The sequence below is a fragment of the Pseudomonas sp. PDM15 genome (assembly GCF_014851565.1).
Lineage (GTDB): Bacteria > Pseudomonadota > Gammaproteobacteria > Pseudomonadales > Pseudomonadaceae > Aquipseudomonas.
Genome location: NZ_JACVAA010000005.1, coordinates 236,922 through 249,619, shown reverse-complemented (window position 1 = coordinate 249,619; position 12,698 = coordinate 236,922). Strand labels below are relative to the sequence as shown.

13 protein-coding genes are annotated in these 12,698 nt (G+C 62.0%); 4 read left to right on the top strand and 9 right to left on the bottom strand.

What is annotated here, in order from left to right:
• Nucleotides 1–21: 21 nt before the first annotated feature.
• The 5 genes from IB232_RS15840 to IB232_RS15820 form a co-directional block, all read right to left on the bottom strand.
• Nucleotides 22–486 carry a PilX N-terminal domain-containing pilus assembly protein gene (locus IB232_RS15840; protein WP_192399571.1) on the bottom strand — a complete coding sequence of 155 codons (465 nt, stop codon included), beginning with the start codon at nt 484–486 and terminating at the stop codon, nt 22–24.
• Nucleotides 486–1,073, bottom strand: a complete 588-nt coding sequence (locus IB232_RS15835) for a PilW family protein (protein WP_192399570.1) — start codon at nt 1,071–1,073, stop codon at nt 486–488. The genes IB232_RS15840 and IB232_RS15835 overlap by 1 nt, the downstream gene beginning before the upstream one ends.
• Nucleotides 1,070–1,561, bottom strand: coding sequence for a type IV pilus modification protein PilV (gene pilV, locus IB232_RS15830; RefSeq protein ID WP_192399569.1), 492 nt, complete (start codon nt 1,559–1,561; stop codon nt 1,070–1,072). The genes IB232_RS15835 and pilV overlap by 4 nt, the downstream gene beginning before the upstream one ends.
• Before the next feature lie 8 nt (nt 1,562–1,569).
• Complete coding sequence (locus tag IB232_RS15825) at nt 1,570–2,037, bottom strand: GspH/FimT family pseudopilin (RefSeq protein ID WP_192399568.1); 468 nt, start codon at nt 2,035–2,037, stop codon at nt 1,570–1,572.
• Nucleotides 2,038–2,111: 74 nt separating this feature from the next.
• Complete coding sequence (locus tag IB232_RS15820; RefSeq protein ID WP_192399567.1) at nt 2,112–2,627, bottom strand: GspH/FimT family pseudopilin; 516 nt, start codon at nt 2,625–2,627, stop codon at nt 2,112–2,114.
• A gap of 61 nt (nt 2,628–2,688) precedes the next feature.
• Between IB232_RS15820 and thiO the strand changes: the two genes are divergently transcribed.
• Nucleotides 2,689–3,801 (top strand): glycine oxidase ThiO, encoded by a 1,113-nt coding sequence (thiO, locus tag IB232_RS15815; RefSeq protein WP_318652275.1) that lies wholly within the window; start codon nt 2,689–2,691, stop codon nt 3,799–3,801.
• Nucleotides 3,802–3,842: 41 nt separating this feature from the next.
• On the opposite strand, the gene IB232_RS15810 is transcribed toward thiO, so the two are convergent.
• The 4 genes from IB232_RS15810 to IB232_RS15795 all read right to left on the bottom strand — a co-directional run bounded on the left by IB232_RS15810 (nt 3,843) and on the right by IB232_RS15795 (nt 8,173).
• Nucleotides 3,843–5,183 (bottom strand): sigma-54-dependent transcriptional regulator, encoded by a 1,341-nt coding sequence (locus IB232_RS15810; RefSeq protein WP_192399565.1) that lies wholly within the window; start codon nt 5,181–5,183, stop codon nt 3,843–3,845.
• A 2-nt stretch (nt 5,184–5,185) separates the two neighbouring features.
• Nucleotides 5,186–6,778, bottom strand: coding sequence for a sensor histidine kinase (locus tag IB232_RS15805; RefSeq protein ID WP_192399564.1), 1,593 nt, complete (start codon nt 6,776–6,778; stop codon nt 5,186–5,188).
• Nucleotides 6,775–7,002 (bottom strand): PP0621 family protein, encoded by a 228-nt coding sequence (locus IB232_RS15800; protein WP_192399563.1) that lies wholly within the window; start codon nt 7,000–7,002, stop codon nt 6,775–6,777. Before IB232_RS15800 ends, IB232_RS15805 begins: the two co-directional genes overlap by 4 nt.
• A 145-nt stretch (nt 7,003–7,147) precedes the next feature.
• Complete coding sequence (locus IB232_RS15795; RefSeq protein WP_192399562.1) at nt 7,148–8,173, bottom strand: outer membrane protein assembly factor BamD; 1,026 nt, start codon at nt 8,171–8,173, stop codon at nt 7,148–7,150.
• A 147-nt stretch (nt 8,174–8,320) separates the two neighbouring features.
• On the opposite strand from IB232_RS15795, the gene rluD reads away from it, so the two are divergent.
• The 3 genes from rluD (at nt 8,321) to clpB (ending at nt 12,696) form a co-directional block, all read left to right on the top strand.
• On the top strand, nt 8,321–9,292 hold the full coding sequence (rluD, locus tag IB232_RS15790) for a 23S rRNA pseudouridine(1911/1915/1917) synthase RluD (RefSeq protein WP_192399561.1): 972 nt from the start codon (nt 8,321–8,323) through the stop codon (nt 9,290–9,292).
• Nucleotides 9,276–10,010, top strand: coding sequence for a peptidoglycan editing factor PgeF (gene pgeF, locus IB232_RS15785; protein WP_192399560.1), 735 nt, complete (start codon nt 9,276–9,278; stop codon nt 10,008–10,010). The genes rluD and pgeF overlap by 17 nt, the downstream gene beginning before the upstream one ends.
• Before the next feature lie 121 nt (nt 10,011–10,131).
• Nucleotides 10,132–12,696 carry an ATP-dependent chaperone ClpB gene (gene clpB / locus IB232_RS15780; protein WP_192399559.1) on the top strand — a complete coding sequence of 855 codons (2,565 nt, stop codon included), beginning with the start codon at nt 10,132–10,134 and terminating at the stop codon, nt 12,694–12,696.
• Nucleotides 12,697–12,698 lie beyond the last annotated feature (2 nt).

The window sequence follows — 12,698 nt, the reverse complement described above, 5'->3', positions numbered from 1 at the left end:
AGTCGAATGGTGGGGGCCGGGTTACTGTGCGGCGGAGCCGCGTTTCTGGCCGCCCTGCCGGTGTACGGCCGTCGTGCAGATAGTTCCGGATGCATCGCACACCTTGCCGGTGCTCTCGATATCGAAGCAGTAGAGCTGCATGCCGCCTGGGCGTAGGCCGATAGTGTTTTTACTGCTGCCACAGTTCTCAGCGCTGGGGGCGGACACCACGGCCACGGTGAACTCTTCCGTTCGGTCCGTTCGGCCAGAAGAGATGAGTGTGTCATCGTCGCTTGTGGTGAATTTCTTAGAGGCAAAATATTCCTCAGTCCAGTGTGCTATGCCGCTCTCCGAGACCTGGAAGGAAGCATTCTGCAGTTCACTGTTGGAGGCGATGCGCAGTTGCAGGGTGGATTGGTTGGCTGCGGCAATTGCCAGCAGGGTCAGCATTAGCAACAGCAGCAGGCTGACCAGAAGCACCATGCCTTTTTGATCTCGGTTCTTCATCACAGGCGGTTCCTCATCTCGTAGGTCGCGCTGAACGTCCGATTTGCCAGCGGTTCGGGAGTAGTGGTGCGGGCGTCGCTGACCACAATGGTCACTCGTATGGCCGTCGCGGTCAGTGGTGTGCCGGTGGGAACGAAGTTCACCGTCATGCTAGCGTTGTCGAGCATGGGATCGCCATTGCGGGTGATGCTGTTTCCCACGGTGCTATAGGTTACGGCCGGGGAGCTGAAGTCTTCGGCGGTGTAATTGTTGTCCTTGTCGTAACAGCCTGAGCCGGGCGAGGCGAAGCGGAATGTCACGTCGGTGGCGGCGGTGCTGGTGACGGCATCATCCGGTAGCACGTGGCCATCGCTGAGGGTGTAGCTGTTGTCTGCCGAAGTGCAGCCCTGATAGCCGGCGCGCCTGGCATCGGCACCAATGACTTCCAGAGCAATGCGTCCGCTCTCTTGCATGCGTGCCAGTTGGCTATTGCTCTGGCTGGAGAACAGTGAGCCGTTGAACAGATCGGTGACACCAAGGATCAGAATTGAGCTGACCAGAATCGCGACCATCAGCTCAATTAGGGACAGGCCGTGTTGTCGGTTCATAGCTCTGCCTCCACATTGATCAGTTGGGTTCCCAATCCGTCGGAGCTGGGCTCCTGCCACTGGATGCGGACGGTATAGCGATTCCCGCTCCTCACGATGCTTGTGCCTCCGGGCACAAGTCCTGGCAGAGATGCGGTCAACCCATTGCACCATTGGCGGATGTCCTGGGTTGCCTGGGCGCTGCCTGCTGCCTGATTGCCGCTTGCTGGGGTCCCACAAGGTGTTGGGAGTTCATCGAGGGCATATGCATTGTTTTGCGTTGCATAGCTGACCTTGCGCAATTCGGTACTGGAGTAAGCGACCTTGTTGGCACGCATGCGGTCGATGATGTCGTAGGCCATGAGCGAAGCTTGGCTGCGGGCGTAGGCGCTTTCGTTGGACTGCTGGCTACGAACCATCAGGCTGGCCAGGCCCAGAAGGCCGACAGCCAGAATTACAACCGCGATCATGACCTCGACCAGAGTGAACCCGCTATAGTGATTCTTCATTGACCTTCTCACTCAATTTTTGCGTAACCGATAGCGCTCACCGACACAGTCTTGCTGCTACCTACAGTGATTGAGCCACCTGCTGAGGTGCCGTTGCCGCGAAATGTGATGGCGTTGCCGGCGATCGTGACATCGTTGGCTGCAGGGATGGTCCGCAGTACAACTCCAGCGTTAGTTCTTACTATGCCTCCAGCGCTCCAGCTAGCCCCGCAGCTACTACCGTCGGAGCTGGCGCAAACAGTAATTCCAGTTCTACGAGTGACGGCTTCGCTTCGTGCGAACTGCATCGCCCCTAATAGATTGTTGCTGGCAGAAATTTCACGGTTGGCTGCCATTGATGATTGATAGTCAGGAATGGCGATAGCCGCGACAATCGCGATAATGGCCAGCACGATCATTAGCTCTACAAGAGAGAAACCTTGTGCGCGGCGGGTGGTTGGGTGGCAGGGCATGGCGGATCCAGATTGGATGATCACGAACTGATCCTATGTATTGGCTCTTTTCCAATCCACTCGGCGCTGACAGGCGTAGAAAAAGCGCGATGAAATGCTTACCCGCACCTGGCTTTTCCGTCAGGCGACTGATGGCGAGTCCGTCCCGATAGGCTGATGACTATCTGTTCTACTGGCTGGCCTGATCTGCACAAAGTTAATCGGCCATTCGCTGCCTTTGATGTGCCGTCTGGCTCGTAGGGCATGTGAGTGAGTTTGCGGAAGCTGTGCCAGTGCCATGTGTAGCCATCGGGTAGCTGCTCGCGCCGTAGTAAGGGTTCGTCAGCGTCTATTTGGCCATTTCCATTGTAGTCATGCAGAACAAGTAGATTGCCAGTCCAGATAGGTGAGCCTGAACAGGCTTCGGCTCCTGAACAGAGTAGGGTTGTGTGATGGGTGAAAACAGCAGCGCTGCGTGCGAATGCAATCAGCCCCAGCATGTGGTTTAGTATCTGAGTATCTTTGATCCGGTGGAGGGAGGTCCCGATGAAGGGCGCGCTGATGCCGGCAACGATCAGAACGATAGTCGTGACCACTAAGATTTCGACCAAACTCTGGCCTTTTTGTATTTTCATGACTTCAGCATCCTTGCTTGAAGTTGAGATTTGAAATCTAAGTGTAGAGAGATTTTTAGAAGTGCAAGGGGGTTGTGAGCGTTTTGATGTGGCAGTTATCGGCGGTGGTGTAGTCGGTATGTTGAGCGCGCTGCTTCTGGGGCGGCACGGGCGTAAGGTCGTGCTTTTCGAAAGAAAAGAAGTGGGGCAAGAATCTTCATGGGCCGGTGGTGGGATAGTTTCTCCTCTCTATCCCTGGCGCTATGGTGCGGCGATTGAGGCCTTGGCGAACTGGTCTGCTGACTTCTATCCGCAATTGGGGCGGGCCTTGGCTGATGAAACCGGTATAGATCCAGAGGTTTATCCCACTGGGCTTTATTGGTTGGATCTGGAAGATGAGGCTTGTGCATGTTCCTGGGGGGGTAGTTCCGGGCAGCCCTTACGGCAGCTGGATCGCGATGCACTATTTAGCGAGATGCCTGTTCTAGGGGCCAGCTTCACGCAGGCGCTGCATATGCCGGGCGTCGCTAATGTGCGTAACCCCAGGCTGCTCAAGTCTTTGCGCCGTGCTCTAGTCATGATGCCTGAGGTCACGATCTGCGAAAGCAGTTCTGTCGATACCCCGTTGATAGATGGTAATAGAGTTATTGGCGTTAAGGTTGAAGGTGAGTGTTATCTTGCTGATCAGACACTGCTTGCGGCTGGCGCCTGGAGTGCTGAGCTTTTGGCGCCACTAGGGCTCGATCTTCCAGTCGAGCCGGTTAAGGGTCAGATGATTCTCTACAAGTGTGCGTCAAACTTTCTGACGGCCATTGTCTTGGCTAAAGGTCGCTACGCCATTCCACGCAAGGATGGGCACATTTTGGTGGGTAGTACGCTGGAGCATGTAGGCTTTGACAAAACGCCCACCGACGAGGGGTTGGCCGGTCTCAAGGCCTCGGCCCAGGAGCTGCTGCCGGCACTGGCTGATGCTGAGGTGGTCGGGCATTGGGCCGGACTGCGGCCGGGCTCGCCGGACGGCATTCCCTATATCGGTGAGCTGCCGCAGTACCCGGGGCTCTGGCTTAATTGCGGCCATTATCGCAACGGGCTGGTACTGGCTCCGGCATCCTGCGAGTTGCTGAAGAATCTGATGCTTGGTGAGGCGCCCATCATCGATCCGGCGCCATACTCTCCAGCTTGGCGCCTGGGTTGAGGCGAAGGTGGAGCTGCTCGTAAATCAGTCGACGCGACCTATCAGTCGATCCCCAACTTCTTCAGGCGATAGCGCATCGAGCGGAACGTCAGACCCAACCGCTGAGCCGCGGCGGTGCGGTTCCAACGGGTCTCCTCCAGCGCCTGCATGATCAGCTTGCGCTCGATCTCTTCCAGATAGTCTTCAAGATTGTCTATCTGCGATAGCGACGCTTCACTGCCTTCTGAGACCGGAGTTGCATCTGCCAGGCGCAGGTCGATAGCTTGGATCTGATCGTTCTCGCAAAGTGTATAGGCGCGCTCCAGCATATTTTCCAGTTCGCGCACGTTGCCGGGGAAGCGATAGCACTTGAGCTTGTCCAAAGCGTCCCCGGTGATGGTCGCGGCTGCTAGGCCACTGCCTTCGGATAGCCGGCGCAGCATGGTTTCAGCCAGCAGGGGAATATCTTCGCGGCGTTCGCGCAGTGGGGGGACGCGCAGCTCGATGACGTTCAGTCGATAGAATAGGTCCTGCCGAAAACGCTCGGCGGCCACCTCTGCAGCGAGATCCTTGTGGGTGGCACAGAGGATGCGTACATCGACCACCGCTTCCTGCTGGCCGCCGACCGCGCGCACGGCTTTTTCCTGGATGGCGCGCAGCAGCTTGACCTGCATGGCCAGTGGCAGGTCGGCAACTTCGTCGAGGAACAGCGTTCCGCCGTCTGCAGCCTGGAAGAGTCCCTGCTTATCTTCGATGGCTCCGGTAAAGCTGCCCTTCTTGTGGCCGAAGAACTCGCTCTCCATCAGCTCCGATGGGATTGCGCCACAGTTGACCGGTACGAAGGGCTTTTCGCTGCGTGGGCCTTGTTCGTGGATCAGGCGGGCCACCAGTTCCTTGCCGCTGCCGGATTCGCCGCTGATATAGACAGGCGCCTGGCTGCGCGCGAGTTTCTGGATCTGGTTGCGCAAGGCTTTCATCGGTGGCGAATCGCCGAGCAGTCGGGTATCGACCGGGCCCTCTTCGTGCTCGCCGCTACGCAGACGCAGCGCGGTAGCCACCAGTTCGCGCAGGCGGCCGAGATCGACGGGTTTGGTCAGGAAGTCGAAGGCGCCGGCCTTTAAGGCATTGATTGCAGTATCCAGGCTGCCATAGGCGGTGATCATCGCCACCGGAACTTGCGCGTGGCGCTGCTGAATGTGCTGTACCAGCTCCAGGCCGGTGCCGTCGGGCAGGCGCATATCGGTCAGGCACAGATCGAACGGCTCGCGAGCTAGCCACTCCCTGGCCTCTTTGACGTTGCGTGCGCTGCGCGTGTCGAGCTTCATGCGGCCCAGTGTGATTTCCAGGAGTTCACGAATATCGGGCTCGTCGTCGACGATCAGGGCTCTCTGCCGGGTGCTCATGTTCAGCTCAGCTTACGTGGGTGGGCGAAGGTAATGCGGAAGCAGCTGCCACCACCCTCGCGCGGTTTGTAGTCGAGGCGAGCCTGGTTGCTTTCGCACAGCTCGCGTGAAATATACAGGCCCAGGCCGGTGCCCTTGTTGTCCGTGGTGTAGAAGGGCTCGAAGATGTGTTGTAACTGCTCGGCTGGCACACCGGGTCCGTCGTCCAGTACTTCCAGGGTGGGTAGATCGCTCTCGGCGTCGCGATAAAGCTTAAGCCACACCTGGCCCAATTGATGGCTTTGGGCGCTATAACGCAGACCGTTCTGTACCAGGTTGGTCAGCACCTGAGTCAGTTGGTGCGGGTCCATTCGGGTCTGCAGGCTGCCACTACTGGTTTCCAAGTGCAGGGTTTGATCCAGGCGCGCCGAGTTGCGGAATTCGCTGGCGAAGCGATGCAGCCAGTATTTCAGATCGAGCAGTTGTGGCTCGGCCTGGCGGCGGCGCGAGAGCTGCAATACGTTCTCGATCACCATGTTCATCCGCCGCGAATGATCCTGGATGATCTGGGCCAGGCGCCGATCTGGCTCCTCCAGGTCTTCCGACTCCTGTAGCAGCTGTGCGGCGTGACTGATGGCGCCCAGCGGGTTGCGGATCTCATGGGCGATGCCGGCAGTTAGCCGGCCAAGCGAGGCGAGCTTGAGTTGCTGGGCCTGCTGGGTGACCTGCGAGATATCGTCGAGGAAGATCAATGTGTGCAGTTCATCGCCCCTGTGTAGGGGAATGAAGCTGGGTTGCAGCAAGGGGCCGTCTGCTATCGCCTGCAGGCTCTGTGGGCGCAGGGTCGGATTGTGCTGCCATTGTTGCAGGCGCTGGACCAGATCCGGGCAATGCGGGTCCAGCACTTTGTTTTCCAACCTGCTGCGGCCAAGCATGCCGAGGGCGCCCTGATTGGCCAGCAGCACCTTGTGCTGCCTGTCCAGCACCAGGATGCCGGTGCGCATGCGCTGCAGGATCAGCGAGTTGAGCGCCTCCAGGCTGGCGACATCGACCGCCCGTTGTTCGGCCAGGCTTTCGCTCTGCTGCAGGCGCTGGCTGAGGCCCTGGAGGAAAATCGCCGCGGCAAAACACAGCGCACCTAGCGCACCAGCCTGGACGAACTGGGTTCCGGCTGCGGGGCGATGCAGGCTTAGATAGAAGGTGAGGGCGAGCATGCCGATGGCAGCAGCTGCGGCAATCAATAGGCCGACTCGTCCGCGTAGCAGGATATTGGCAATCGCCACCGCGACGATCAGCAGGTTGCCGATGCCGCTGGGAGTGCCACCTGCCGAATAGAACAATGCGCAGAGCAGCAGTACGTCCAGCAGTGCCAGACCAAACACCTGTATCAGGTGCTTGGGGCGCTGCATCAGCACCGTTATCAGGACGTTGACTATCAGGTACGCCCAGCTGCCGTAGCGGAACAGCTGCACATGCGCCAGCTGCAGCAGCTCGCTGTCCAGGTTGCTGGAGATCAGCAGGACCAGCGCCAGGCCGAGGGCAACCCGGTACAGGTTGTACAGCCGCAGTATCCGTCGGCCGGGGATGCCATCGAGAGTCAGATGCTCTGCGCTCACTGCCGTGGCTGCCCCTGCTCCAGGTGGGCCTGGCTGCAATACCACAGCTGCTCTTGGGGTAGCGCCTTGTCGCGTGGCACATGCACGCCGCACTGGGCGCAGCGCACCATGGGCGCCGGCTGATCTTCATCTGGCTTTGCTGATGGCGCGGCGGGGCGATTGAAGCGGCGCCACAGCCAGACGGTGGCGGCGATCACGGCGACCCAGAACAGCAGACGGAACATGGTGTGCTCTCTCGTTGGCAGGCTGGCAGTTTAGCCAAGGAGCCGCTTGTGGCGCAGCAGGAAAACATTGCTGTCGTGCACTGTGCGTGGAATGCGGGCATGAAAAAGGGAGGCCAGGCCTCCCTTGTCGTGTCGCACTGACGGCTTAGTCGAACAGGCCGAAGGTCATGTAGCTGAACCAAGACCGGTCATCGCTGTTGCCTTCCGCTTCGCTCTCCAAGTCTTCCTGGGCTTCTTCGTCCTGATTCTCTGGCTGCAGTTCGTCCGGGATATCTTCCTGGGCTTCCTCGTACTGGCGAATCACGTCCTGGCTGGCGCGGGTTTCGCCCGGCGGCAGCGGTGCATCGGATTCGATCAGACCCAGAGTGGCCTTGGCCAGCCAGGAGCGGTTGTCCGCTTCCTCTTCCAGGGGCACGAACTGGCCGTCGACCAAGGTCGGGTGGTCCGGGTAGTTCAGCTTCAGGGTTTCCAGGCTGGTGGCGGCCAGGTCGTTCAGCTCCAGGCGCTGGTAGGCCTCGACCATCAGGGCCAGGCCATCGCCGACGGCGGGGGTTTCCTGGAAGTTTTCCACCACGTAGCGGCCACGGTTGGCGGCGGCGACGTAGGCCTGGCGGGTCAGGTAGTAGCGGCCAGCGTGGATCTCGTAGGCGGCCAGCAGGTTGCGCAGGTAGACCATGCGCGCCTTGGCGTCCGGCGCGTAGCGGCTGTTGGGGTAGCGGCTGGTGAGCTGGGCGAACTCGTTGTACGAGTCACGGGCGGCGCCCGGGTCGCGCTTGGTCAGGTCCAGCGGGATGAAGCGGGCGATCAGGCCGCGGTCCTGGTCGAAGGAGGCCAAGCCCTTGAGGTAGTAGGCGTAGTCGACATTGGCGTGCTGCGGGTGCAGGCGGATGAAGCGCTCGGCGGCGGACTTGGCGGCCTCCGGCTCGACGTTCTTGTAGTAGGCGTAGATCAGCTCGAGCTGAGCCTGCTCGGCGTAACGGCCGAACGGGTAGCGGGACTCCAGGGCCTTCAGCTTGGCGATGGCATTGTTGTAGCTGTTGCTGCTGAGATCTTCCTGGGCCTGCTGGTAGAGCTCGGTCTCGCTCAGGTTCTCATCCACTTCCGGCTTGTTGGAGGAGCACGCGGCAACGAAGGCGAGGGTGGCGATCAGCAGCAGGTGTTTCACTTGCATGGTGGCTTGCGTCCCTGTGACGGCGGCTGTCTAGGCCTCGACCGTCCTGTTATGATGAGCGCCCCGGAAAACGCCGGGACAAAGACGCCGTATTTAACCACAGCGTGCCGCCGAAACCAAAAGCCGCACCGCCCTCCGCAGCAGCCCATGTCCGAAGATTCCGATCAGCTCATCCAACTCACCGCCGAAGTGCCGTCCGACCTCGGTGGTCAGCGCCTCGACCAGGTCGCCGCCCAGCTGTTCGACGAGTACTCGCGCTCACGCCTGTCGACCTGGATCAAGGACGGCCGCCTGACCGTCGATGGCGCCGTCATTCGCCCGCGCGACATCGTCCACAGCGGCTCCGTGCTCAGCCTGGAAGCCGAACAGGAGGCCCAGGGCGAGTGGGTGGCGCAGGATATTCCGCTGAACATCGTCTACGAGGACGAGCACATCCTGGTGATCGACAAGCCGGCCGGCCTGGTGGTCCACCCGGCGGCGGGGCATGCCGATGGCACCCTGCTGAACGCTTTGCTGCACCATGTGCCGGACATCATCAACGTGCCGCGCGCCGGCATCGTTCATCGTTTGGACAAGGACACCACCGGCCTGATGGTGGTGGCCAAGACCCTGCAGGCGCAGACCAAACTGGTCGATCAGCTGCAGAGGCGCACGGTCAGCCGCATCTATGAATGCATCTGCATCGGCGTGATCACCTCCGGCGCCACCGTCGACGCGCCGATCGGCCGCAGCTCGGCCAATCGCCAGCGCATGGCGGTGATCGATGGCGGCAAGCCGGCCGTGACCCACTACCGCGTGCTGGAGCGCTTCCGCTCGCACACCCATGTGCGGGTCAAGCTGGAGACCGGGCGCACCCACCAGATTCGCGTGCACATGACCCATGTCGGCTACCCGTTGATCGGCGACCCGCTTTATGCCGGGCGCTTCCGCATTCCGCCGGCGGCCAGCCCGACACTGGTGCAGACCCTCAAGGAGTTCCCGCGTCAGGCGCTGCACGCGCGTTTCCTCGAGCTGGAGCATCCGGCCACTGGGCAGCGCATGAAGTGGGTTTCGCCGCTGCCGGAAGATCTGGTGTGGATGCTCTCGCTGCTGCGTCAGGACAATGAATCCTTCGTCTGACTGGCTGTTGCCGGACTGGCCGGCGCCGGCCAATGTCCGCGCCTGTGTCACCACGAGAGTCGGTGGCACCAGCCTGCCGCCCTTCGACAGTCTCAATCTCGGCGATCACGTCGAGGATGGTGCGCAGGCCGTAGCCGACAACCGCCGCCTGCTGGTCGAGCGCCTGGGGTGCCAGCCGGCCTGGCTGAAGCAGGTGCACAGCCCCGACGTAGTCGCAGCCGATCCCGCTCAAGTGCCCATCGCCGACGCCAGCTGGAGTTCCGCGCCGGGCATCGCCTGCTGCGTGCTGACCGCCGATTGCCTGCCGGCGCTGTTCTGCGACCGTGCCGGTACTCGCGTGGCGGCGGTCCATGCAGGTTGGCGTGGCCTGGCAAACGGGGTGCTGGAAAATACCCTGGATGCTATGGCGGTCGAGCCAGCCGATATCCTGGTCTGGCTAGGGCCGGCCATCGGCCCGCAGGCCTTCGAGGTCGGCCCCGAGGTGCGCGAAGCCTTCCTGGCGCAGCACGCCGAGGCCGCGCAGGTCTTTCTTCCCAGCCGCAACGCCGGCAAGTACATGGCCGACATCTATGCCCTGGCGCGCATCCGCCTGGCAGCTCGCGGCGTCACCGCCGTATATGGTGGTGGCCTCTGTACCGTCAACGACGAGCGCTTCTTCTCCTATCGTCGCGCCGCCCGCACCGGGCGCTTCGCTTCGCTGGTGTGGCTGGTCGATTGATCCACAGCAAATAGTCGGCGCTTGAATCGGCCGAAACTGTCCCTATCTACAGAGCAATACCGGGCTTCACTCAGAGGAGCAGTTCAGCGCTCCGGCCCGCTTTCTGAAGGAAGGACAATTCATGCGTATCGATCGTCTCACCAGCAAGCTCCAACTTGCCCTGTCCGACGCCCAGTCCGCGGCCGTCGGCCTCGACCATTCCGCCATCGAACCGCTGCACCTGGTGCAGGCCCTGCTGGAGCAGCAGGGCGGCTCGATCAAGCCGCTGCTGATGCAGGTCGGCTTCGATGTCGGCGCCCTGCGCAAGGCCCTGGCCAAGGAGTTGGACGGCCTGCCCAAGATCCAGAACCCCACCGGCGACGTGAACCTGTCACAGGACCTGGCGCGCCTGCTCAACCAGGCCGATCGCCTGGCCCAGCAGAAGGGCGACCAGTTCATCTCCAGCGAGCTGGTGCTACTGGCCGCCATGGACGAGAACACCAAACTGGGCAAACTGCTGCTGGCCCAGGGCGTGTCGAAGAAGGCCCTGGAGAACGCCATCGCCAACCTGCGCGGCGGCCAGGCGGTCAACGACCCCAATGTCGAGGAGTCGCGCCAGGCCCTGGACAAGTACTGTGTCGACCTGACCAAGCGTGCCGAGGAGGGCCGGCTGGACCCGGTGATCGGTCGAGACGACGAGATCCGCCGCACCATCCAGGTCCTGCAGCGCCGTACCAAGAACAACCCGGTGCTGATCGGCGAGCCCGGTGTCGGCAAGACTGCCATCGCCGAGGGTCTGGCCCAGCGCATCATCAATGGCGAGGTGCCGGATGGCCTGAAGGACAAGCGCCTGCTGGCCCTGGACATGGGTTCGCTGATCGCCGGGGCCAAGTTCCGTGGCGAGTTCGAGGAGCGCCTGAAGGCCGTGCTCAATGAGCTGGGCAAGCAGGAAGGGCGCATCATCCTGTTCATCGACGAGCTGCACACCATGGTCGGCGCCGGCAAGGCCGAGGGCGCGATGGACGCCGGCAACATGCTCAAGCCGGCTCTGGCCCGCGGTGAGCTGCACTGCGTCGGCGCCACCACCCTGGACGAATACCGCCAGTACATCGAGAAGGATGCCGCCCTGGAGCGTCGTTTCCAGAAGGTGCTGGTGGATGAGCCGAGCGAGGAAGACACCATCGCCATCCTGCGCGGGCTGAAGGAGCGTTACGAGGTGCACCACGGCGTGACCATCACCGATGGCGCGATCATCGCCGCGGCGAAGCTCAGCCATCGCTACATCACCGACCGCCAGCTGCCGGACAAGGCCATCGACCTGATCGATGAGGCCGCCAGCCGCATCCGCATGGAGATCGATTCCAAGCCCGAGGCCCTGGATCGCCTGGAGCGTCGCCTGATCCAGTTGAAGATCGAGCGCGAGGCGCTGAAGAAGGAAGACGACGAGGCGGCCAAGAAGCGCCTGGAGAAGCTGCAGGACGACATCGCCAAGCTGGAGCTGGAATATGCCGACCTGGAAGAGATCTGGAAGTCGGAAAAGGCCGAGGTGCAAGGTTCGGCACAGATCCAGCAGAAGATCGAGCAGGCCAAGGCGGACCTCGAGGCGGCGCGGCGTCGGTCCGACCTGCAGCGCATGGCCGAGCTGCAGTACGGGGTGATCCCGGATCTGGAGCGCAGCCTGCAGATGGTCGACCAGCACGGCAAGAGCGAGAACCAGCTGCTGCGCAACAAGGTCACCGACGAGGAGATTGCCGAGGTGGTCTCCAAGTGGACCGGCATCCCGGTGGCCAAGATGCTCGAGGGCGAGCGCGAGAAGCTGCTGCGCATGGAAGATGACCTGCACAAGCGGGTGATCGGCCAGCACGAGGCGGTGGTGGCGGTGGCCAACGCCGTGCGTCGTTCGCGCGCCGGCCTGGCCGATCCCAATCGTCCCAGTGGCTCCTTCCTCTTCCTCGGTCCCACCGGGGTGGGCAAGACCGAGCTGTGCAAGGCGCTGGCCGAGTTCCTCTTCGACACCGAGGAGGCCATGGTGCGCATCGACATGTCCGAGTTCATGGAAAAGCATTCGGTGGCCCGCCTGATCGGCGCGCCGCCCGGCTACGTGGGCTACGAGGAGGGTGGTTACCTGACCGAGGCGGTGCGCCGCAAGCCTTACTCAGTGATCCTCCTGGACGAGGTGGAGAAGGCCCATCCGGATGTGTTCAACGTGCTGCTGCAGGTGCTCGAGGACGGCCGCCTGACCGACAGCCAGGGTCGCACCGTGGACTTCCGCAACGCCGTGGTGGTGATGACCTCCAACCTCGGCTCGGCGCAGATACAGGAGCTGGTCGGCGACCGCGAGGCGCAACGCGCTGCGGTGCTGGATGCGGTGAGCAGCCACTTCCGCCCGGAGTTCGTCAACCGCATCGACGAGGTGGTGGTGTTCGAGCCGCTGGGTCGCGAGCAGATCGCCGGCATTGCCGAGATCCAGCTGGCGCGCCTGCGTCAGCGCCTGGCCGAGCGCGAGCTGAGCCTGGAGCTGTCGGCCGAGGCGCTGGACAAGCTGGTGTCGGTCGGTTTCGACCCGGTCTACGGCGCGCGGCCGCTGAAGAGGGCCATCCAGCGCTGGATCGAGAACCCGCTGGCGCAGCAGATCCTGGCCGGCAGCTTCCTGCCGGGCATGTCGATCCAGGCACGGGTCGAGGGTGACGAGATCGTCTTCGCCTGAGT